The following is a 21,832-nucleotide window of genomic DNA, read 5'->3' as shown; positions in this document are numbered from 1 at the left end:
ACATTCTTCCTTTTTGTCCATACAAATGTATAAAAAAGAAAAGATTGGTAAAAATGGTGGGTAGCAAACTTAGGGATCCTTTGTTGATGAAAGCTTCCTTAAGAGTACTATGAAAATGATGAGATGGAGGTCGGATGGGATGCGGAAAGTCTTATCTACACTATTAAGTTTAGTCCTAATAAGTAGCGTGTTGGCACCAATGACACATGCGGCAGAGAAACAAGCGAATTTAGCAGAAAATGCATCTTCTGCTATTGTTATTGAGCGTGATACTGGGGAAGTGTTATTTGAAAAAAATAGCCATGATCAATTACCTCCAGCAAGTATGACAAAAATCATGACAATGTTATTGATTATGGAAGCGATTGATGAAGGTTCTCTTTCTTATGAGGATAAAATCCGTACTAGTGAAAACGCAGCTTCAATGGGTGGTTCGCAAGTGTTTTTAGAGCCTGGTGAAGAAATGACGGTAACCGATATGTTAAAAGCGATTGCGGTTGCTTCAGGTAATGATGCATCTGTTGCAATGGCTGAACATTTAGGTGGGACAGAAGAAGAATTTGTTTCAATGATGAATGCAAAAGCTAAAGAGCTGGGCTTAGAGAATACTAACTTTATGAATTCAAATGGGCTTCCTGCAGAAAATCATTATACAACAGCATATGATTTGTCGATGATCTCCAAAGAGTTATTAAAATATGAAGATATCACCAAATTTACCGGGATCTATGAAGATTATTTACGAGAAGATACGGACAATAAATTCTGGCTTGTGAATACAAATAAATTAGTAAAGTTTTATCCTGGTGTAGATGGGTTGAAAACAGGATTTACAAGAGAGGCGATGTACTGTTTAACAGCTACTGCACAAAAAAATGATATGCGTGTCATAACAGTCATCATGGGGGCACCAACTCCTAAAGAAAGAAATGCACAAATTACTGAGATGCTTGATTATTCATTTAGTCAGTTTAAGACTCATAAATTATATGAGCGTGACCATGTGATGGCAGAGGTAAAAGTAAGTAAGGGTGACAAAAATCAAATTCCTGTTCAAACATCAGAGTCAGTCTCTATTTTAACGAAAAAAGGCGTTAATATTGATGATGTAACTGAACGAATGGAAATAGATCAACAGCTTAGAGCTCCAATTGTGAAGGGTGATCAAGTAGGAACGTTATACATTGAAAAAGAAGGAGAAGTTTTAAGTGAGACTCCTCTTGTAGCAGGTGATGATGTATTTGATGCGTCATGGTGGAAATTATTTAAGAATGTTTTATCGAAATATAGTGGGAAGTAAGGCGAATTTAGGCTAGTTTTTGCGAAAGTGAACTAGTTTTGTCACTAAGCAGGTATCAAAGAGCTACAAGGCGAAATTCTCTCTAGCAAAACAGACAGGTTATCCTGTATGTAAGACATAGAGGGAGTGATATCGATGAGTTTAGTGATGGATTTAGAGCGGAAGGGTAGTGTGTTGCTCGTCCGACTTGAAGGAGAGCTTGATCACCACACTGCAGAAAAGCTACGAAAGCAAGTAGAGGGTCACCTTACCAATGCTAACGTCAAACATATTGTACTGAATCTTAAGCAACTATCTTTTATGGATAGTTCGGGACTCGGTGTCATACTGGGACGTTATAAACAAGTGAAGGCAAATGGAGGAGAGATGGTCGTTTGTGCGATCTCACCGGCAGTAAAACGCTTGTTTGAAATGTCAGGATTGTTCAAAATTATTCGCTTAGAGGAAAGTGAACAATTTGCATTAAAGACATTGGGGGTGGCCTAAATTATGCGTAATAAAATGGATTTAACCTTTTCAGCTTTAAGTGAGAATGAATCGTTTGCCAGAGTTACAGTTGGCGCTTTTATTGCTCAATTAGACCCAACGATGGATGAGATGACAGAAATTAAAACAGTTGTCTCAGAAGCCGTCACAAATTCAATCATTCATGGCTATCACAATGAGCCTGATGGGATGGTTTATATTCATGTCACGCTTGATCAGGGAACCATTGAACTAACGGTTCGAGACGAAGGTATGGGTATTGAAGATATTGATGAAGCAAGACAACCTCTCTATACGACGAAGCCTGAATTAGAACGTTCCGGCATGGGCTTTACGATTATGGAGAATTTTATGGATGAAATCAAAGTCATCTCTGAGCCGATGATTGGGACAACTGTTTATTTGAAAAAGCACTTAACTAATAGCAAAGCGATTTGCAATTAAGGAGTTTTGCCTATGGATGTAGAGGTGAAACAAACAAAGAAGAAGAAGGAAGCTCACTTTACTGACAAAGAGGTCAAGGAGCTCATTGCCCGAAGTCAGGAAGGTGATCAGGAAGCACGAGATCTAATCGTTAATCGAAACACAAGGCTTGTTTGGTCGGTTGTACAGCGCTTTATGAACCGTGGTTATGAAGCTGATGATCTTTTTCAAATTGGCTGCATTGGGTTAATTAAATCAGTCGATAAGTTTGATTTATCGTATGACGTGAAATTCTCAACGTATGCTGTTCCGATGATCATTGGGGAGATTCAACGATTCCTACGTGATGACGGTACAGTTAAGGTGAGTCGATCAATAAAAGAGCTTGGTAATAAGATTCGGAAAATGAAAGATGAGTTAACGAAATCTTTGGGACGTGTTCCAACGGTTAACGAAATCGCTGAACAACTTGAAATCACTCCAGAAGAAGTAGTATTTGCTGGTGAAGCAAGCAGGCAATTAACGTCTATCCATGAGACTGTGTATGAAAACGATGGTGATCCTATTACATTACTAGATCAAATCGCCGACCAATCAGAGACGAAATGGTTTGATAAAATTGCCTTGAAAGAAGCAATTCGAGATTTAGATGAACGAGAGAGGCTCATTGTTTTCCTTCGTTATTATAAAGATCAAACCCAGTCAGAAGTGGCGACCCGTTTAGGGATTTCACAAGTTCAAGTGTCACGTCTTGAGAAGAAAATTCTTGAGCAAATGAAAGAAGTAATGGGTGAACAATCTTAAAAAAGCAGCCAATTGGCTGCTTTTTTGTATTGACAGCATAACGCAAGCTTCCTGAATAAGGAGGCTTTTTATATGGAGGGAAACATCTGCATGTTTTTGAAAGGTTCTCCTCATACTAAGAGATGACGATAATGACAATTGGTGGTGAAGTCATGATTGGAAATGACGTGTATATAAGGATGCGGCAAAGAGTGGTTGCGCTTGAAGACCAACAATTAACTGTAGGCGATGTTGCTCAGTTGATTGCTGATGAAACGCTCTTAAACCAACTAAAAAACATCCCAATTCATCACATTTCAAAACAAGACCATAACCGAGTTGTGATCGATGTGATGCAAGTCATCCGAATGATCTCCTCTCATATTCCTTCATTAACTTATCAAACGATTGGAGCTGCCCAGGCTGTGGTGGAGGTTGAGGTTAAAAAAAAGAAGATTACCCTTATCTACATTTTGCTCATTTGGTTTTTGTTATTTGTGGGGGCTGCTTTAGCGATTATGAACTTTCATGAAGATGTCAGTATGAGAGAAGTTCATGGTCAAATTTTTAGGTTGATTACCGGCAATGAACAAGCAAGACCTTTGCTTCTTCAAGTTCCATATTCAATCGGTCTAGGGCTTGGGATGATGCTATTTTTTAATCATTTCTTTAAGAAGCGTTTAAATGAAGAACCAAGTCCACTAGAAGTTGAAATGTTTAATTATCAACAAAACTTAGATCAATTTGTGATTATGCATGAATTAAAGGAAAGTGGTAAGAAGGAAAATGGTCATTGAAGCCATTTTAATCATGTTTATTGGGCTTGGTGGTGGTCTGGCAGTTGGAAGTGGTTTTGTGGCATTTTTAACAGTGCTAGGAATTGCACCTCGAATGACTCAATTAACAAAAACGGAAAAATCGATTCGGGTGTATGAGGGAGCCATTATCATAGGAGCTCAAGTTGGGACATGGGCAAGTTTTTATTCTTTTTCTCTTCACTTACCAAGTCTTTTATTAATTCCAATTGGTCTTGCTAGTGGAATGTTTATTGGAATGCTTGCTGCTGCTTTAACAGAAGTCTTAAATGTGTTCCCGTTGCTAGCAAAAAGAGTGGGGGTAACGGATAAAATCATTTTGTTGATGATGGCAATCGTTTTAGGGAAAATGATTGGCTCCCTTATTCAATGGATCTACTTATAAGGAGGTCGTAAGATGTTATCTGATGAACAGAAACGCTATCAGGCCAATATGGAGTTATATCATTCAAAGAGACCTGTTATTTCAAATAGTATAAAAGCTTTTGTCATTGGTGGTGGAATTTGCGCACTCGGTCAATTTATAAGTAATTTTTATATGACCTTTTTCCCGCTCTCGCAAAAAGAGGCGATGAGCCCGACGCTTGCCACTTTGATTTTACTTGCAGCCTTGCTTACGGGCTTTGGTGTATACGATAAAATAAGTCAATTTGCTGGAGCGGGTTCTCTTGTTCCTGTGACTGGGTTCTCAAATGCGATGACAAGCTCGGCGCTTGAACATAAAAGTGAAGGGCTAGTCTTTGGGATAGGCGCAAATATGTTTAAGTTAACAGGTGCCGTCATTGCCTTTGGGGTGCTATCTGCATATGCAGTCGGTTTAACTCGTTTGCTTGTTCAAATGCTTATACGGTAAAGGAGTTCATTTTAATGAGACTAGGAAAACAAACATGGGAATTTAAACAACCCGTTTATATCCATTCAACAGGAACCGCTGTTGGTCCACTAGAAGGGGAAGGCCCTCTTGGCACGAGTTTTGATAAAATTTTTGACAATCTCTACTGTGATGAAGAGAATTGGGAGCTGGCGGAACGAGCTTTAATGGAAGAGGCTGTGCGCCTCTGTTTAGCGAAGGTGAATCGCAAGCCTAGTGATGTCGATATCATGCTAGCTGGAGATTTATTAAACCAGATCGTCACTTCTAATTATGCAGCTAGACAATTAGGAATTCCTTTTCTAGGGATGTTTTCTGCTTGTGCAACAGTGATGCAATCAGTTGCAGTTGCATCCATTTTCATTAATGGTCATTATGTGGAAAATGCACTCGTTGCCGTAAGTAGTCACCATTCAACAGCTGAACGTCAATTTCGCTACCCTACAGAATTTGGAGGGCAGAAGCCAGAAACAGCGACTTATACAGTGACTGGTTCAGGTGCTGTGCTTCTTAGTAATCAACCTAATGCAATACGAGTTACACATGCCACACTTGGACAAGTGGTAGATATGGGGGTTGCTAACCCACTTGATATGGGCTCTGCGATGGCTCCAGCTGCGGCGAAAACATTGTTAACTCATTTTAAAGAAACACAAAGAGAACCTTCATATTATGATTTAATCGTAACCGGGGACTTATCACGTGTAGGAAGTTCAATTTTGCGCAAGCTAGTAGAAGATGAGGGGATAAAGTTAAGAAACAACTATGAAGATTGCGGGGTGATGATTTATCACCAAGAGCAACCGGTTTTTGCAGGTGGCAGTGGCGCAGGGTGTCCTGCGATCGTCACATTTGGTTATTTGATGAAGGAAATGGAGCGGGGAATCATCAAACGATTACTAGTTGTGGCAACAGGTGCTCTATTAAGTCCATTAATGATGCAGCAAAAGGAAACGATTCCTTGCATTGCTCATGCTGTTTCATTTGAGTTAGAGGAGAGGGACTAATGGAATATGTAAGTGCGTTTGTCGTAGGAGGGTTGATATGCATCTTAGGTCAATTGCTCCTAGATATAGGAAAGCTCTCGCCTACTCACACGTTGAGTACATTAGTCGTTCTTGGAGCGTTGCTAGATGGATTTCATTTATATGATCGCTTGATTGATTTCGCAGGTGCAGGAGCTACAGTACCCATTACCAGCTTTGGGCATTCTTTGGTCCATGGAGCCATGGCTGAGGGGGAACGTTTCGGATTTCTCGGTGTGGGGATGGGGATGTTTGAAGTGACTTCTGTAGGGATTTCTTCAACGATTTTATTTAGTTTCTTAGTCGCATTAATTTTCAAACCAAGGGGGTGAAGGTGTGAATGAATCAAGAAAAGTGATTTTTATTACAGACGGGGATGAGCATGCGAAACAAGCGGTGGAAATGGTAGCGAGTGAGATTGGTGGAAGGTGCATTAGTCATTCTTGGGGTAACCCTACACCTGTTTCAGGGGAAGAACTAGTTGAGATGATATTAAGCACACCTTCAGAACCTGTTCTTGTCATGTTTGATGATTGTGGCTACCGCTATGAAGGTCCTGGAGAACAAGCTATGAGAGTTGTAGCGACGCATCCGCAAATAGTGGTTCTTGGTGCGATTGCAGTAGCGTCTGCTACTCATTCCTGTGAATGGACCAAGGTTGATATTAGTATTACGCGCTATGGTGAATTAACGGAGTATGGTGTTGATAAAGACGGTGTCTCTGATATGGAGATTGGCAGGATCAACGGGGATACGGTGTATATACTCGATCAATTAGACATTCCTTTTATTGTAGGGATTGGTGATATCGGTAAAATGGCCGGTCAAGATACATTGAAGCGAGGTTGTCCCGTAACAAAGCAAGCAGTAAATCTCATCTTAGAGAGGAGTGGTTATCGTGAGTCAAGCTAATGAAAAGCATGAGGAACATTTCACCCGAGATTTCACCAAGAACGAGACGCGATTAGCAGAAAGGCTTGGGTTAGGAGAGTCTTTTGATGTAGGTGTCCGTACGTTATCCATATTAGATCGAAAAACGAATATATATTTTGTTAATGGACTTATTGATAGCTTATATGTCATTGAATTAATGAAAGAGCTGATGGACCTAGATGTTCGTCACCGTAAAACACATAATATTAAAGAAGCTTTTAAAAACCATTTAACGCATGTGCAAGTTGAAGAAACGCATTCAATGGATAATGCGATCACCCAAATGCTTTCGGGACTTATCTTTATTGTAGTTGAAGGTGAAGAAGAAGCCTTTGTCATAGATGTTCGCCAATATCCAGGCAGAGGACCAGAAGAGCCTGATACAGAGCGGGTTGTTCGTGGAGCGCGAGATGGATACACTGAAAATATCATAATTAATACAGCTCTGACACGACGGAGAATTAGGGATGAACGTCTTCGTAACGAAATCCTGCAAGTAGGTGTTCGCTCCAAAACGGATATTTGTATTTCTTACATTGATGGAATCGCTGACCCTACTCTAGTAGATATAATTAAGAAAGAATTAGATGCGATCGAAATTGATGGTCTTACGATGGCTGATAAAATTGTTGAAGAATATATCGTAAAGCAAGGGGCTAATCCTTTTCCGCTTGTACGCTACACAGAAAGACCAGATGTAGCAGCGACACATTTACTTGAGGGACATATTGTTATTATTGTCGACACGTCTCCAAGTGTCATAATTGCACCGACCACCTTATTCCACCATGTTCAGCATGCTGAGGAATATCGTCAATCTCCAGCAGTTGGTACCTTTTTACGTTGGACACGCTTCATAGGGATTTTCTTTTCGCTATTCATCTTGCCTTTTTGGCTCTTACTAGTCGTCCAGCCAAGTCTCCTTCCAGCAGGTCTTGATTTTATTGGTCCAGAAGAGACAAACAATATTCCAATCGTTCTGCAAATTCTATTTGCAGAAATGGGAATCGAATTATTACGGATGGCGGCGATCCATACTCCGTCCCCACTTGCTACTGCGCTTGGTTTAGTTGCCGCACTTTTAATTGGAGAAATCGCTATTCAAGTAGGCTATTTCACACCTGAAGTAATATTGTATGTAGCCCTGGGAGCAATCGGGATGTTTGCAACACCAAGTTATGAACTAGGGGTCGCCTTACGGATAACCCGTATCATTTTAATCATTTTAGTAGCGTGGTTGAAAGTACCAGGATTAATAATAGGAACAACTTTATTTGTCCTTTTATTAGCAGGATTAAAAACATTCAATAAGCCTTATATGTGGCCATTCCTTCCGTTTGATCCACCAGCTATTTGGCAGATTTTAATTCGAGCAACCGTTCCATCTGTTCGTTGGCGCCCAAGTATTGTCAATCCACAAGATCCCATTAAACAAAAGCCTAGTGGAAGGTAATAAGAAAAACCTTTCACTGACAAACGAGGATTTAACTCTTCTCCATTTTAAGGGTTGATGACTCCTAAAGAGTGTGCTACAGTAATTACAACAATTTAATGAACCTCATGAAAATGGGGTAGAGGCGCAAAACGAAAGAGTATATTTGGGGAGCTTATGGCAGCTTTGAACCAAATGGAAAGGTCAATTTGCCGAAGTACTTATTGGTTGCCAAAAAAATAAGTGCTGGGTCGTTCTTGAATAAAGAACGAACTGTCACTACATCTGTAGTGGAGGACTATTCTAAAAGTGAGGTTACTCTTGCGCATTCTAAGTAGCTAGTGTAACAACATTAGCTGCTTTTTTTGTATAGATGGGAGATAAAAGGAGAGATAGTATTAATGTACATGCATGGTTCTAGTCAGATTAATGAAAAAGGTCATTTAGAAATCGGTGGAGTCGATACAATTGAATTAACTAATAAATATGGCACCCCTTTATTTGTCTATGATGTAGCTCTTATTCGAGATAGAGCTGAACAATTTCAACAAGCTTTCAAAGATGAAGAGGTTAGCTATCAAGTCGCATATGCCTCAAAAGCATTCAGCTGTATTGCTATGTTTCAATTAGCGCATGAGCTAGGTTTAAGTTTAGATGTTGTCTCTGGCGGAGAATTATATACAGCTATTCAAGCGGGTGTTCCAATGGAGCGTATTCATTTTCATGGGAATAATAAGAGCATCGCTGAACTTGAAATGGCAGTGAAGGCAAATATCGGATGTGTAGTTGTCGATAATTTTTATGAATTAAAGCAGCTTGGACGTATTTGTGCAGAACGTGATGTGAAAATGGATGTGTTGCTTCGCATTACTCCTGGTGTGGAAGCTCATACGCATGATTACATTTCAACCGGACAAGAAGATTCGAAGTTTGGATTTGATTTAGAAAGTGGGCAAGTGGACCAAGCAATTCAACTATCATTGCTTGATCCCCATATAAACTTACTTGGTATTCACAGTCATATTGGCTCTCAAATCTTTGAGACAAGTGGTTTTGTAATGGCAGTGGAAAAAATCTTTGAATACATTGAAAAATGGCGTGATTCTTTAGGGTTTATTCCAACTGTATTAAATCTTGGTGGGGGCTTTGGAATTCGGTACATTGAAGGAGATACACCGCTTCCGGTTGGTGACTATGTAGCGAAGATGGTTCAAGTGATTAAAGAAAAAGCAACACTACACCAAATGGCGATTCCTGAAATTTGGATTGAGCCAGGTCGCTCATTAGTGGGCGATGCAGGAACAACGCTATATTCTATCGGATCGAGAAAAGAAATTCCTAATGTTCGTCATTATTTATCAGTCGATGGGGGCATGAGTGATAACTTACGTCCGGCACTTTACCAAGCAGAGTATGAAGGGCTGCTTGCAAATCGTGCAACCGAAGAGGCGAAGGAGACTTTCTCAATTGCCGGGAAATGTTGTGAAAGTGGAGATATGCTTATTTGGGATCTGCCTTTACCAAAAGCTGAACATGAGGATGTATTAGCAGTCTTCTGTACAGGAGCATATGGGTATTCAATGGCAAATAATTATAATCGTATTCCTAGACCACCGGTTGTCTTTGTTGAAAAGGGTGAATCACAATTAGTCATTGAGCGTGAATCATACGAAGATCTTGTTCGTCTGGACCTACCATTAAAGCACGTGCTGAAGCAAGTTTAAGTGAAATAGCTGAAACCGGTTTGACGTGGATCCCTTTGTCGAACCGGCTTTTTTTTGAAGGCGGTGATAACTATTTCACTTTCGGATAAGAATCGTGTACAATAAGGTGAATCTTAACATTTGGAGGCTATACATATGAAAAAAGGTAGTATTGCATTTGAAAATGGCGAAAAGCTAGTTATTGAATTTTACCCAGAAGAAGCACCAGGTACGGTTGCAAACTTCGAGAAATTAGCAAACGAAGGCTACTACAACGGCCTTACATTCCATCGTGTTATTCCTGGTTTCGTAGCACAAGGCGGTTGCCCAACTGGAAATGGTACAGGAGGTCCTGGCTACACAATTAAATGTGAAACAGAAGGAAACCCTCATAAGCACGTACCGGGTGCACTTTCAATGGCGCATGCAGGAAAAGACACAGGCGGAAGCCAATTCTTCATCGTTCACGATTCACAACCTCACCTTGATGGTGTTCACACTGTGTTCGGACAAGTTGTGGAAGGTCTTGATTCAGTAACGCGTATCAAACAAGGCGATGTTATGCAAGAAGTAAAGGTTTGGGAAGAATAATCTCAACGAGTAAGGAGCCATCAATGATGGCTCCTTTTAATTTATGATTAGCACGCCATACAAAAAGCGATAGCACTTGGCTGCTATCGCTTTTTATTAATTAATAATAGTCAATTCTTTTGGTGTTTTAGTAAGGGTGATATGACCTTCTTTTGTGATTAATACATCATCTTCAATCCTTACACCACCAAGAACCGGATCATAAATACCTGGTTCAATTGTATAAACCATCCCAGCTTGTAAGGTCCCATCATTTAAATGACTCATAGAAGGGAATTCATGAACATTGATTCCGAGTCCATGTCCTATACGATGTGGGAAACGATCGCCGTAACCAGCCTCTGTAATTATATTGCGTGCTGATTGGTCTAAATCTCCAATGCGTGTGCCTGGCTTACTGATTTCAAGGGATGCAAGTTGTGCTTTTAGAACGGTGTTGTACAATTCTTTTTTCTCATCACTTATTGAACCATAAGCAAATGTACGAGTAATATCTGATGTGTATCCGTCGAGTACGACTCCTAAGTCAAATAAGACAAAATCTCCATCATTCAACTTGCGCTTGCCAGGATTCCCGTGAGGCGCTCCTGATTTTTCACCAAATAAAACCATCGTTGAAAAAGACATTTCACGTATGCCTTCTTTCTTTAATTCATATTCAATTTTAGCTAAAACTTCCATTTCAGTAATACCCTCTCTAAGGGCATTTTTGCCGACCTCAACACCGTAGTCAGCCATTTGGGCTGCGCGCTTCATGATTGCAATTTCAATCTCATCTTTTACAACACGCATCTGATTTAATTGGTGCTCTACTGCAGTAATCGCAGCTGAAGGGAATAAGGCTAGTAAATCATTCATTCTTGAAACTGTTAGAACATCCGTTTCAATTGCAACATTTTCTATCAAGCTTATATTACGCTGTTCAATCGATCGACTAAGTAATTTCCAAGGACTTTCATGATCTGCATAACCAATGATTTCATCCGACCAGCCAGCGTTTTTTACTTGAGATGTTTCCATACCCGGTACAATTAAAATAGGTGATTCATTTGGGAAAAGAATTAATCCAACTAATCGTTCATGGGGATCTGTATAAAAATTTGTTAAATAAAATATGTTTTCCTTAGAGGTGATAAAAGCAGCATCTTTTTTCTCGTCTTTTAGCCATTGTGTTAAACGCTCAATACGATGTTTCAAAAGTGTAGCCTCCTTAAGCTATAAAAATGACAGGTAATCAATAAAATTGTTTGAAAGACTACATGTGTTTTGTTTCAATAGATATTCTCTACAAAGTAATGATAAAGGAAGCAGCCAAAGCTAGCAACAGTTCACAGATAGCATAATGCATCATTAAGGAGTCTTGAGACAAGGTTTTCTTGAATAGACTACTAGAAGGTAGTGTGTATGTAAAAAAGGAGGTTTAATAATCTAATGACTGATCAACAAATAATAACAGTAACTGGGGAAGGCGTTGTGCAGGTGGTTCCTGATCGTGCGCAACTTACTTTAGGAGTGGTAACTGAGGATACCACGGTTAGTAATGCCCAACAAAAAAATAATGAGCTAATCACTGAAATCATTTCAGCTTTGAATACTTTAGGTATTCCAGAAGATCAAATTAAAACTGTGACCTATCGAATCGAACCTAGATATGACTTTATTGATGGTCAGCAACAGTTTAGGGCATATGAAGTAACCCATATGGTACAAGTGAATGTCGAAGATTTAACACAAACTGGTGCAGTGGTTGACGCAGCTGTAGAAAATGGAGCGAATATGGTTACATCGATTCAGTTTACAGTGGCTGACCCGACTAATTTATATCATGAGGCCTTACAATTGGCGCTTGAAGATGCTAGGGGAAAGGCTAATGCAATGACGGATACATTGAATGTATCCTTAGTTGAAACACCTGTAAAAGTAATAGAGCGGTCAGTAGGTGGACCTGTTAGGTTTTATGATGGGGCAATGCTGAGTTCTGCTGCTACCCCGATACAGCCAGGCTCTATTTCTATTCAGGCATCAGTTGAAGTCATTTACAGTTTTCAATAATATATAAAAAAGAGCTAGTAACAGTTTTCATTACTAGCTCTTTTAATCAATTTCACTGGTTATAGATTTTTGTCATCCATTCCACAATACTTACATTTTCTTTGAAGCGTAAATCTTCTACATTATGATGGCCGACAATATCGCCATCTTTAATCGCAATCACTTCATCCAAAATCGTTTCAACTTCTTTGATTTCGTGAGTCGTAATGAGGATAATTTGGTCTTCGAGGTCAACAAAGGAAATAAGCCCTTGAACGATCGAATCGCGAACCATCGGATCAAGCCCCGAGAAGGGTTCATCCATTAAGATTACGGGTACTTCTCGAGCTAATGTAAGAACAATTTTTAAGCGACCGCGATTTCCTTTCGATAAATGCTTCAATTTTACATGTCGGTCCAATTTCATGAATAAACGAATTTCTTCTGCTTTTTCCATATTGAAATCAGAAAATTGAGAGGCATAGTAGTCAATCGTTTGCCCCACGTTGTAAAAACCATAATATTCATCAAGCTCTGATAAATATGTTACATCAGTGGCAATCCGACGATTAACGCTTTTGTCATTCACTGTAATCGTTCCTTTTGAGGGTTGGGTCAGTCCGGCGATTAATTTAAGAGTGGTTGATTTTCCGCTCCCATTTTCGCCAACTAATCCAATGATTTTCCCTTTGGATAATTCTAGATTGATATTTCTTAACGCAGTCTTTGTTAAATACTTTTTTGACACATCACTGAATGTAATCATTGGTTTTTCTCCTCTCCTTCGGTTTTTAAGAAGGCCACTAATCCAGCTTCAATTTCTACATCTGAGTAGCCCATTTGATGCATACCTGATACAAACCGGGAAATTTCATCGTTCTTTAGGGATTCTCGCATTCTTATCAACACTTCTTCGTTTTCTGTTACAAAAGTGCCTTGACCTCGCTTTGTTTCCACAATATTCATCCCCTCTAATTCTCTATATGTGCGTTGAACCGTGTTTGGATTGACGTTTGATTGAATCCCCATTTCACGAACAGATGGTAGCTTATCTCCAGGAGCTAGTTCTCGCCGTAAAATTTGACGCTGTATTCGTTCTGCTAGTTGACTGTAGATTGGTTTTGAAGAATGGAACGTATCAGTCATAACTTACACCTCAATTTTTCTATCTAATATCCAGCAAGTGATAACGAACAATGCTAGTGCAAAGATGGTTTCGTATAATAAGGTACCGAAATAAAAGGAAATATTCCCGGTTTCTGTTGCTACTTCTGTTCCGCCAGTTAAACTCGTTTCAAAATCAATGCTCTGTATCATATGGCCGAGCTCAATTTCTCCCCATTCCGTTAATCGGGCAAATACATCCGTTAAACTGAACCAACCTACGAAAAGGAACATGGCGATCACACTAACTGCCGTTAATGCGAAACTAAAAAAGCCATTCATTAGTTTTGATAGCAATAAGAAAATCATCCAAAAGAACATCACCCAGACAACAGCGGATAAAGAAAATAAGTAAAGGGCTAAGCCGCCATACAATCCAACCTCCATGAGCTGAAAGGTTGAAATGTACTCAGTCACACCGCCCCACATCTCCGATTGTGTGATAGAAAATAACCCCGTACTTACCACAATGATTGTGGTGATCAGCATAGATATAAGTCCAGCTACTAACTTAGCTGATAATAATCCATAAGCCGGAAGAGGGCTATGGAGCCAAAGATGAAGTTTTTTATGCTCAGCTTGTAAGCTGAAGAACATATAATAGGCTAGATAAAATGCTTGTAGTCCAATTGCTAATACGACAACGCCAACTAGTGCTTCCCACATAATGCCGTTGCGATTACCGAAATACCCTGCGATTGCACAAATGATAAAAAAACCAATGATAGGTATTAGGAATGTAGGAACCCCTAAACGAATTTCCTTTTTTAATAAATTTCCCCATACAGACATGAACATCACTCCATTATTTTATTTTGTCTTAGTGTATTAGTTAAATAGTACACTAAGACAAAAGTACAGTCAATAGATTTTAAATTTTTCTGAGCCCAATTCACAATACTGGTTGTTTCGGTTGCTCGAATAAGTAAAAATAGAAGAATAGAGCGAGGGGGAGGAAATGCAGATGTTGAAAAAATATGAAGGTAAAGGGTTTTGGAAACGTCCTACAACATACAAGCCAGGTGTGCAGTTAACAGAGAAGCAAATAAGTGAGATTGAAGAGTTTTTAGATGTAGAACTTCCACAACCATATATTTCATTAATGAAAGAACAGAACGGTGGAGAGCTTTATTATCGATATGTTTTATTTAATGATGGTGAGGCAGCTTTAATTCCTTATTTTCAAGAGCTAGACCTAGAAACAGGAGTGGGGCTATCATCCATCTTCTCTGAACAATTTGAGTTACCAAGTCGACAAATACTTTTAACAGGTGACATGCACACGTGGATTACATTAGATTATCGTTTTAGCAATACGCCTAGAGTATGTTATTTTACAGAACTAGAGGATGGCAGGTGGGCAGAGGAAGTTATTGCCGAAACATTTGAAGACTTTCTTTGTAAGTTGTTTATAAAAGAGTAATGGTAAATGGATGAGTGTTGCCTCAATGAAATTAGAAACATCTTGGAACCTAGCTCTAGATTGGATGAGCTAGGTTTAGAGTGCGGAATGTAGCTGAGTCGTTTTGTGAAGAAGGTTTTTTAACTCTTGTTCGCTTTTTCGCGATACAAGAATGTATAACGTATCTTCAATTTCTATTTTTGTCTCACCTGTTGGGGTTATTAACTGTCCATTTCTGATAATGACATTGATTAATACATCTTTAGGAAAAGAGATATCTTTTAATTTTTGCCCTACAATTGCGGTCTCTTCATTTACTTCATATTCGATAATTTCGGCATTCGCTTTACCAATTGAGATGAGTTCAAGTGTATGCATTGGCGTTACTTTTTTTGGACCAGTCAGTGAAAGAATCTTCGCGAAAAAGTGAATGGTTGATCCTTGTATCAACGTTGATGTTAAAACGATAAAAAAGATTAAATTAAAAAACAATTGACTATTTTCAAGTCCGGCTATTAAAGGGAAGGTGGCAAGTACGATTGGAACGGCGCCGCGTAGCCCTGCCCAAGATAGGAATACCTTTTCCCTCCAATCGAATTTCATCCCCCAGGTTGTTAGAAACACAGCGATGGGTCTTGCAATAAAGATTAAGATGGTTGAAATCAATAGTCCAATAAGAATGATTTTACCGTCTAGTAATTGACTTGGATACACAAGTAAGCCTAAAATCACAAACATCGAAATTTGCATAATCCATGCAAATCCCTCATTAAATCTGAAAATAGAATGTTTATACGTTAAATCATGGTTTCCGATAATAAGAGCACATACATACACAGCAAGCAGGCCACTTGCTCCTATTAATGCGGTCAAACTATAGGTTAATAAGGCAAAAGCGAGGGTGAAAACAGGATATAAACCACTTGAATCGAGATTAATACGGTTAATAGCGATGGATGCTAATTTTCCTAGTGTAAGGCCTATTATAAGGCCAGCCCCCATTTGCCAAACAAAGCTGAGTAGCATGAACAAGGCGTGAGTTGATTCTGTGATAATGAGTTGAATGAAGGATAACGTTAAAAAGACAGCCATCGGATCATTTGCTCCAGATTCTGCTTCAAGCGTAGCGCCTAGTCGCTCGCGGATATTATGGCCTTTTAAAACGGCAAATACTGCAGCGGCATCAGTAGAGCCAACAATTGCTCCAAATAACATTCCTTCTAACCAACTAACCCCGAGGATGAATTTAGCAAATACCGCTATTACACAAGAAGTAATACATACACCAAGCGTAGCTAGAGAGATGGAGGGAAGTAACACGGGTTTTACAGTTTGCCATTTCGTTTGGAGCCCACCTTCAAACAAAATAATAACCAATGCGAAGATCCCAAGTAATTGGGCAATTTTTGTATTTTCAAAATGGATAAATCCAATTCCATCACTTCCAACTGCCATTCCAAGAAGAATGAAGAGAACAAGAGCGGGTACACCGAAACGCGAGGAGAATTTAGCTGCTAATACACCTGTTATAAGAAGGAAGGCGGCTAAGAGTATAAAGTAATCATTTGAGGAGATCGTTTCAAACAAAGCAATTCCCCCCCTTTAGTAGACTTGTACCTTAATCCGGTGTCAGTTCGATTATATAAAGTATATGTAGACATTTGCCTATATGTTCCTCTTTTACACTCTTTAAAGGAGGGGGGGATTCTTCTTGAATTCAAGATGTTATAGTTGACGATTTGTAAGAAAACAAGATACAATAACGGTAGTTTAAAAATTGAATGATGTTTCTTCGGGGCGTGGTGAAATTCCCGACCGGCGGTGATGAAGTATAGCTTCTTAGTCCGTGACCCGTTTTCGCCTATAGGGGTGATGTTGATTGTGACATCTTAGAAAACGGTGGACCTGGTGCAAATCCGGGACCGACAGTGAAAGTCTGGATGGGAGAAGGAACGAGAGCATGATGAATAGGAGAAGTGTATCCTTTTTTATTAGAAATATAGGATGTAAGCACTTTCATTAGACATGCCTTATTGAAGTCTATCTTTTTAAAAGGATAGTACCTACAATAGGATCAGTCTGCCTTCCTTTCATTCGTTACATAATGGTTCGTTCTTGCTACTCTTCTATGTAAACACTCCCCCGAATGACTAGTCATTCGGGGATTTTTGTTTTCCGAATAGGAACGTTGTATGAGAGGGATGGCACCATGAATGATCAAGATTATATGAAGCTAGCCTTGGAATTAGCAAGCCATACAAAGGGTCAAACATCACCAAATCCGATGGTAGGTTCCGTGGTAGTAAAAAACGGTTCCATTGTCGGTATGGGGGCACATCTGAGGGCCGGAGAAGGACATGCTGAAGTAGAGGCGTTAAAAATGGCGGGTGAACAGGCAAAAGGTGCAACTATATATGTCACCCTTGAGCCTTGTAGTCATTTTGGAAAGACACCACCATGTGCCAACCTCATTATTGAAAGAGAATTAGCAAGAGTAGTCGTTGCCACTGTTGATCCAAATCCCGAAGTGGCAGGTCGTGGAATTAAACGGCTGCGTGATGCCGGGCTTGAAGTGGAAGTTGGAATATGTGAGCAAGAGGCGATTGAATTAAACCGCATGTTCTTTCATTTTATTCAAACAAAGCGTCCCTTTGTCACAATGAAAACAGCTACAACTTTAGATGGAAAGACTGCAACTGTTACAGGAGAAAGCAAATGGATTACAGAAGAAGCAGCACGTGAAGATGTTCATCGTGATCGTCATGTCCATGATGCAATATTAGTTGGAATTGGGACTGTGCTAGCTGATGATCCTGCCTTAACAACAAGGTTGCCACTTGGTGGGCGTAATCCAATTCGAATTGTATTAGATCGACATTTGCGCCTGCCTCTTACTGCACAAATGGTAACAGATAAAGCGGCCCCGACTTGGGTGTTTACAACGTTAGAATCCTCTATTGAAAAGCAAAAAGAGCTAGAGCAGGTAGGAATAACTGTGATTCGACTGCAAGCGTATAGCATTGAAGCGATCTTAATAGAATTAGGTCAAAGACGGGTCATGTCTTTATATGTAGAAGGTGGACAAGAAGTAAATGGAAGCTTTCTTAAAGAAGGCTCTGTGAATCAAGTGATTACCTATATAGCTCCCAAAATGGTGGGCGGAAAACTTGCAGCAACAGCTGTTGGGGGAGAAGGAATAGAGGACATGAGCGAAGCGGTCCAATTTGATATAGTTGATGTTTCTCGTGTAGGGCGAGACCTGAAAATAATATCTATAGTAAAGGAGGGGTAAGATGTTTACTGGAATCATTGAAGAAATAGGTACAATTGAAGATATAAGACAAAGTGGAGAAGCGATTGTCATTAAAATCACTGCAGCAAAAGTGCTGAATGATGTTCATCTTGGCGATAGTATCGCAGTAAACGGTGTATGCTTGACTGTAACCTCCTTTACTCCAAGATCCTTCACAGTTGATTTAATGCCAGAAACAGTACGTGCAACAAGTTTAAATGGGTTAGGAAGAGGTGCAAGAGTTAACCTTGAGCGAGCAATGAGTGCCGGTGGTCGTTTTGGTGGTCACTTTGTCTCCGGGCATGTCGATGGTGTAGGAAAGATCCTTTCAAAAGAACCACAGCATAATGCTGTTTATTACACCATTGGAGTCAATCCCGCCCTAAGAAACTATCTAATCCATAAAGGGTCAGTAGCTGTTGATGGGACAAGTCTTACGATCTTTGGAGTGGATGAGGATTCGTTTACGATCTCCATTATTCCCCATACGATTGAAGAAACCATTATCGGCTCAAAAGGTGTGGGGGATCTTGTAAATATTGAATGTGACATGATCGGAAAATATATAGAGCAATTTATTACAAGACGTACAAAAACCAAATCTACACAAACTAAATCATCTTTAAGTGAACAATTTTTATCAGATCATGGTTTTAACTAGGTAAGAGGATAAGGACGGTGAGGGTAATGTCAGAAAAACTGTTTGACCCAATTGAAGAAGCAATTTATGAACTTATGCAAGGAAATGTTGTTATCGTCTGTGATGATGAAGATCGTGAGAATGAAGGGGATTTTGTTGCGATCGCTGAGAAGACTACTCCGGAAGTCATTAATTTTATGGTCACTCATGGTCGTGGTCTTGTATGTACACCGATCACTGAAGAACGCGCTAAAGAATTAGACTTAGTACCGATGGTTGATCATAACACTGATCCACACGGAACAGCATTTACAGTAAGTATTGACCATCACACCTCAACGACAGGTATTTCTGCTCATGAACGTGCGGATACGGTACAGGCATTAGTAGCTGAGGAAACGAAAAAACATCACTTTAAACGCCCAGGCCATATCTTCCCGCTTGTTGCAAAAAGTGGTGGAGTGTTGCGCCGTGCTGGCCATACAGAAGCTGCAGTTGACCTTGCTAGATTATCTGGAGCGAAGCCTGCTGGAGTCATTTGTGAAATCATGAATGAAGACGGCTCGATGGCACGTGTTCCTGAGCTTCGTAAAATTGCTGATGAGCATGATCTTAAAATGATTACCATCAAGGATCTGATTCAATATCGCCATCGTAAAGATAAATTAGTTAAACAGGAAGTGGAAATTAAACTACCTACTGTGTTCGGTGATTTTCGTGCAATTGGCTATACAGATGTTCTTGAAGGTAAGGAGAGTGTTGCCTTAGTTAAAGGGAAAATCAGAGAAGATGAGCCAACTCTTGTACGTGTTCATTCCGAATGTTTAACAGGAGATGTATTTGGTTCTAATCGCTGTGACTGTGGTCCTCAATTACATGCTGCTCTTGCTCAAATTGAGCAAGAAGGGTCAGGGATTCTCTTGTACATGCGACAAGAGGGGCGTGGAATTGGATTAATGAATAAACTAAAAGCATACAAGCTTCAAGAAGAAGGGTATGATACGGTTGAGGCGAACGAGAAGCTTGGGTTTGGACCAGACCTTCGTGATTATGGGATTGGGGCACAAATCTTACGAGATCTTGGCGTCACTCAAATGAAGCTTTTAACGAATAACCCGCGTAAAATTACGGGTCTTAAAGGGTATGGCTTAGAAGTTGTCGATCGTGTGGCTATTCAAATGCCTCATAACATTGATAATGAACGTTATCTACGCACAAAAAATGAAAAGCTTGGTCATATGTTACATTTTTAAGCACATGAAGGCTTGGGAGAAGAGTCACCAATAAAGGTGCCCCTTCTCCATAAATACAATATGAAGTTACATATATTCTAGGAGGAATTTATCATGGGTAAAGTATATGAGGGTAGTCTAGTAGCATCAGGATTAAAAGTAGGGATCGTTGTAGGTCGCTTTAATGAATTCATTACAAGTAAATTATTAGGTGGGGCAGAAGATGCCTTAAAGCGTCATGGTGTAGCTGAAGCCGATGTAGATGTGGCCTGGGTCCCAGGTGCATTTGAAATCCCATTTGCAGCTAAGAAAATGATTGAAAGTGGTAAGTATGATGCCGTTATTACACTAGGAACCGTAATCCGCGGAGCAACTCCTCACTTTGACTATGTGTGTGGAGAAGTAGCGAAAGGTGTGGCTTCATTATCATTATCTTCAGGAAAACCAGTCATCTTCGGAGTACTAACAACCGATACTATTGAGCAAGCGGTAGAGCGTGCTGGAACTAAAGCTGGTAATAAAGGCTGGGATGCCGCAACTGCAGCAATTGAGATGGCTAATTTAGGACGTTCGTTTGAATAAGTAAATCAAGCAGCATGACGCTATGCGTTATGCTGTTTCTTTAAGTAAAAGATGAACAGATTTATTAATTTGTGATGAAATACACACGCAAAATATGTATGAGTATGATAAAATAATTGCTGTGAAAGCGGATACGTTAATTTTAGCTTGATAGGAAGAGGAGAAATAATGCTCATACCATACAAACCATCTCAAAAAAAGATAGCTATGGGGCTTCTATCGTATATGCCTAAAGAAAAAGATGTGAAAAAATTAATTAAGACGATCGAACTTTATGAAACAAATGAGAATTGGAAACTATTTTTCTGGCGAGAAGAAGAAGATTTAGTCGGAATTCTTGGAATTGAAATAGATGAGGATGAGACAACTCTGCACCACTTAAGTGTAAATCCTTCATACAGAGAAGAAGGGTTAGGTACGAAAATGATCCTTGCCTTAGAGGATCGTTTAGAGATAAGCTTAGTCCCGTCAAAAGAAACAAAAGACTTTCTCGCTAGCTGCAAGGAAAAAAATGAATAGTAGATAAAAAGTAGGAAGCTTAATGGGAGCGTCCTACTTTTTTTGTTTTTTAAGTAATTTTCGTTGTCTTTCTTCAATGACATCTGTTCGGTCACGTAATGTGTGTTTATGAATAAGTTGATCTAGTTCAAGGGAGCTTTTCTTTCCCCATATTAATTGACGCTCACTAGAAAGCTTCTCGCACTCTCCTAACAATTGGTCATCGATAATTGGTATCGTAAAATCGATAAACACTGCATCAGTTTGGTTCAAGCGGTCGAGTATCATTTTTTTTAGTAGAACAACATCAATTCCAAGCAGTTCGAACTCTTTTTGCTCAAGCTCAATAATTCGAAGCGAGCTCCGAAACATCCGTTTAGCGCCTATTATATTTTGTCTTCTTTCATGATAAAGGGCAACAGCTAGCTGAATCAAGCCTACCCAATATAGCTTTCTTTTCCCAGGTGGGTCATGCTTCCAATGTTCTTCAAGAATTTCATGACATTCAAAATAATCACGAGTTGCGTGAAATTCAATTAAATAATCAAGGTATGCAGATGAATACATCGTAAAAACTCCTTTAGCTGAACAATTCAGCACCAATTGTTGAGGTGACCTTTATTTTAACA

26 protein-coding genes and 2 riboswitches are annotated in these 21,832 nt (G+C 39.6%); of the genes, 20 read left to right on the top strand and 6 right to left on the bottom strand.

Annotated features, from left to right (window positions below):
• Positions 1-139: 139 nt before the first annotated feature.
• The 13 genes from AB3N04_RS02710 to AB3N04_RS02650 all read left to right on the top strand — a co-directional run bounded on the left by AB3N04_RS02710 (position 140) and on the right by AB3N04_RS02650 (position 10,362).
• Positions 140-1,300, top strand: a complete 1,161-nt coding sequence (locus tag AB3N04_RS02710; RefSeq protein ID WP_368504610.1) for a D-alanyl-D-alanine carboxypeptidase family protein — start codon at positions 140-142, stop codon at positions 1,298-1,300.
• A 135-nt stretch (positions 1,301-1,435) separates the two neighbouring features.
• Positions 1,436-1,786 carry an anti-sigma F factor antagonist gene (spoIIAA, locus tag AB3N04_RS02705; RefSeq protein WP_368504609.1) on the top strand — a complete coding sequence of 117 codons (351 nt, stop codon included), beginning with the start codon at positions 1,436-1,438 and terminating at the stop codon, positions 1,784-1,786.
• 3 nt (positions 1,787-1,789) lie between these two features.
• The gene (spoIIAB, locus tag AB3N04_RS02700; RefSeq protein WP_317120658.1) at positions 1,790-2,230 is read left to right on the top strand and encodes an anti-sigma F factor; all 441 of its coding nucleotides are present in this window, start codon (positions 1,790-1,792) and stop codon (positions 2,228-2,230) included.
• 12 nt (positions 2,231-2,242) lie between these two features.
• The gene (gene sigF, locus AB3N04_RS02695; protein ID WP_368504608.1) at positions 2,243-3,013 is read left to right on the top strand and encodes an RNA polymerase sporulation sigma factor SigF; all 771 of its coding nucleotides are present in this window, start codon (positions 2,243-2,245) and stop codon (positions 3,011-3,013) included.
• A gap of 155 nt (positions 3,014-3,168) precedes the next feature.
• Positions 3,169-3,789: a stage V sporulation protein AA gene (locus tag AB3N04_RS02690; protein WP_368505978.1), complete on the top strand. Its 621-nt coding sequence runs from the start codon at positions 3,169-3,171 to the stop codon at positions 3,787-3,789.
• A complete protein-coding gene (locus tag AB3N04_RS02685) occupies positions 3,779-4,192 on the top strand; it encodes a stage V sporulation protein AB (protein ID WP_368504606.1) in 414 nt (137 codons plus the stop codon). Before AB3N04_RS02690 ends, AB3N04_RS02685 begins: the two co-directional genes overlap by 11 nt.
• A gap of 12 nt (positions 4,193-4,204) precedes the next feature.
• A complete protein-coding gene (gene spoVAC, locus AB3N04_RS02680) occupies positions 4,205-4,660 on the top strand; it encodes a stage V sporulation protein AC (RefSeq protein ID WP_368504605.1) in 456 nt (151 codons plus the stop codon).
• Between the two features lie 14 nt (positions 4,661-4,674).
• The gene (spoVAD, locus tag AB3N04_RS02675) at positions 4,675-5,685 is read left to right on the top strand and encodes a stage V sporulation protein AD (RefSeq protein ID WP_368504604.1); all 1,011 of its coding nucleotides are present in this window, start codon (positions 4,675-4,677) and stop codon (positions 5,683-5,685) included.
• Entirely contained in the window at positions 5,685-6,035 is a 351-nt protein-coding gene (gene spoVAE, locus AB3N04_RS02670; RefSeq protein ID WP_368504603.1) for a stage V sporulation protein AE, read from the top strand. The genes spoVAD and spoVAE overlap by 1 nt, the downstream gene beginning before the upstream one ends.
• 4 nt (positions 6,036-6,039) lie before the next feature.
• On the top strand, positions 6,040-6,615 hold the full coding sequence (locus AB3N04_RS02665; RefSeq protein WP_368504602.1) for a stage V sporulation protein AE: 576 nt from the start codon (positions 6,040-6,042) through the stop codon (positions 6,613-6,615).
• Positions 6,602-8,089 (top strand): spore germination protein, encoded by a 1,488-nt coding sequence (locus AB3N04_RS02660; protein ID WP_368504601.1) that lies wholly within the window; start codon positions 6,602-6,604, stop codon positions 8,087-8,089. Before AB3N04_RS02665 ends, AB3N04_RS02660 begins: the two co-directional genes overlap by 14 nt.
• Positions 8,090-8,200: 111 nt before the next feature.
• Positions 8,201-8,377: riboswitch (Lysine riboswitch) on the top strand.
• Positions 8,378-8,469: 92 nt separating this feature from the next.
• A complete protein-coding gene (gene lysA / locus AB3N04_RS02655) occupies positions 8,470-9,792 on the top strand; it encodes a diaminopimelate decarboxylase (RefSeq protein WP_368504600.1) in 1,323 nt (440 codons plus the stop codon).
• Between the two features lie 135 nt (positions 9,793-9,927).
• Positions 9,928-10,362 carry a peptidylprolyl isomerase gene (locus AB3N04_RS02650; protein WP_317120667.1) on the top strand — a complete coding sequence of 145 codons (435 nt, stop codon included), beginning with the start codon at positions 9,928-9,930 and terminating at the stop codon, positions 10,360-10,362.
• A 96-nt stretch (positions 10,363-10,458) separates the two neighbouring features.
• On the opposite strand, the gene AB3N04_RS02645 is transcribed toward AB3N04_RS02650, so the two are convergent.
• Positions 10,459-11,559 carry a M24 family metallopeptidase gene (locus AB3N04_RS02645; RefSeq protein ID WP_368504599.1) on the bottom strand — a complete coding sequence of 367 codons (1,101 nt, stop codon included), beginning with the start codon at positions 11,557-11,559 and terminating at the stop codon, positions 10,459-10,461.
• Positions 11,560-11,793: 234 nt separating this feature from the next.
• Here AB3N04_RS02645 and AB3N04_RS02640 point away from each other — a divergent pair, with 234 nt between their 5' ends.
• Positions 11,794-12,414 (top strand): SIMPL domain-containing protein, encoded by a 621-nt coding sequence (locus AB3N04_RS02640; RefSeq protein ID WP_368504598.1) that lies wholly within the window; start codon positions 11,794-11,796, stop codon positions 12,412-12,414.
• 52 nt (positions 12,415-12,466) lie between these two features.
• On the opposite strand, the gene AB3N04_RS02635 is transcribed toward AB3N04_RS02640, so the two are convergent.
• The 3 genes from AB3N04_RS02635 to AB3N04_RS02625 are packed head-to-tail and all read right to left on the bottom strand — an operon-like array spanning position 12,467 to position 14,349.
• On the bottom strand, positions 12,467-13,159 hold the full coding sequence (locus AB3N04_RS02635; RefSeq protein ID WP_368504597.1) for an ATP-binding cassette domain-containing protein: 693 nt from the start codon (positions 13,157-13,159) through the stop codon (positions 12,467-12,469).
• Complete coding sequence (locus tag AB3N04_RS02630) at positions 13,156-13,539, bottom strand: GntR family transcriptional regulator (RefSeq protein WP_317120671.1); 384 nt, start codon at positions 13,537-13,539, stop codon at positions 13,156-13,158. The genes AB3N04_RS02635 and AB3N04_RS02630 overlap by 4 nt, the downstream gene beginning before the upstream one ends.
• Before the next feature lie 3 nt (positions 13,540-13,542).
• Entirely contained in the window at positions 13,543-14,349 is an 807-nt protein-coding gene (locus AB3N04_RS02625; RefSeq protein WP_368504596.1) for a hypothetical protein, read from the bottom strand.
• Between the two features lie 172 nt (positions 14,350-14,521).
• Here AB3N04_RS02625 and AB3N04_RS02620 point away from each other — a divergent pair, with 172 nt between their 5' ends.
• Positions 14,522-14,980, top strand: coding sequence for an SMI1/KNR4 family protein (locus tag AB3N04_RS02620; protein ID WP_368504595.1), 459 nt, complete (start codon positions 14,522-14,524; stop codon positions 14,978-14,980).
• A gap of 75 nt (positions 14,981-15,055) precedes the next feature.
• Here AB3N04_RS02620 and AB3N04_RS02615 read toward each other — a convergent pair whose 3' ends face one another.
• Positions 15,056-16,546 carry a potassium/proton antiporter gene (locus tag AB3N04_RS02615; RefSeq protein WP_368504594.1) on the bottom strand — a complete coding sequence of 497 codons (1,491 nt, stop codon included), beginning with the start codon at positions 16,544-16,546 and terminating at the stop codon, positions 15,056-15,058.
• 197 nt (positions 16,547-16,743) lie between these two features.
• Positions 16,744-16,915: riboswitch (FMN riboswitch) on the top strand.
• 253 nt (positions 16,916-17,168) lie between these two features.
• Between AB3N04_RS02615 and ribD the strand changes: the two genes are divergently transcribed.
• From ribD to AB3N04_RS02590, 5 genes are all read left to right on the top strand, one after another.
• Positions 17,169-18,251, top strand: a complete 1,083-nt coding sequence (ribD, locus tag AB3N04_RS02610) for a bifunctional diaminohydroxyphosphoribosylaminopyrimidine deaminase/5-amino-6-(5-phosphoribosylamino)uracil reductase RibD (RefSeq protein ID WP_368504593.1) — start codon at positions 17,169-17,171, stop codon at positions 18,249-18,251.
• 1 nt (position 18,252) lies between these two features.
• On the top strand, positions 18,253-18,912 hold the full coding sequence (ribE, locus tag AB3N04_RS02605) for a riboflavin synthase (RefSeq protein ID WP_368504592.1): 660 nt from the start codon (positions 18,253-18,255) through the stop codon (positions 18,910-18,912).
• A 26-nt stretch (positions 18,913-18,938) separates the two neighbouring features.
• Positions 18,939-20,144 (top strand): bifunctional 3,4-dihydroxy-2-butanone-4-phosphate synthase/GTP cyclohydrolase II, encoded by a 1,206-nt coding sequence (locus tag AB3N04_RS02600; RefSeq protein ID WP_368504591.1) that lies wholly within the window; start codon positions 18,939-18,941, stop codon positions 20,142-20,144.
• Positions 20,145-20,237: 93 nt separating this feature from the next.
• Positions 20,238-20,705, top strand: a complete 468-nt coding sequence (gene ribE, locus AB3N04_RS02595) for a 6,7-dimethyl-8-ribityllumazine synthase (RefSeq protein ID WP_368504590.1) — start codon at positions 20,238-20,240, stop codon at positions 20,703-20,705.
• A 168-nt stretch (positions 20,706-20,873) separates the two neighbouring features.
• On the top strand, positions 20,874-21,224 hold the full coding sequence (locus AB3N04_RS02590; protein ID WP_368504589.1) for a GNAT family N-acetyltransferase: 351 nt from the start codon (positions 20,874-20,876) through the stop codon (positions 21,222-21,224).
• Between the two features lie 33 nt (positions 21,225-21,257).
• Here AB3N04_RS02590 and AB3N04_RS02585 read toward each other — a convergent pair whose 3' ends face one another.
• Complete coding sequence (locus AB3N04_RS02585; protein ID WP_368504588.1) at positions 21,258-21,770, bottom strand: DUF309 domain-containing protein; 513 nt, start codon at positions 21,768-21,770, stop codon at positions 21,258-21,260.
• Positions 21,771-21,832 lie beyond the last annotated feature (62 nt).

The sequence above is a fragment of the Alkalihalophilus sp. As8PL genome, assembly GCF_040939795.1.
In the GTDB taxonomy this organism is placed as follows: domain Bacteria; phylum Bacillota; class Bacilli; order Bacillales; family Bacillaceae_D; genus Alkalihalophilus; species Alkalihalophilus lindianensis.
Note: the sequence above shows the minus strand (reverse complement) of the source record. Positions and strands in the feature narration are given on the sequence as shown.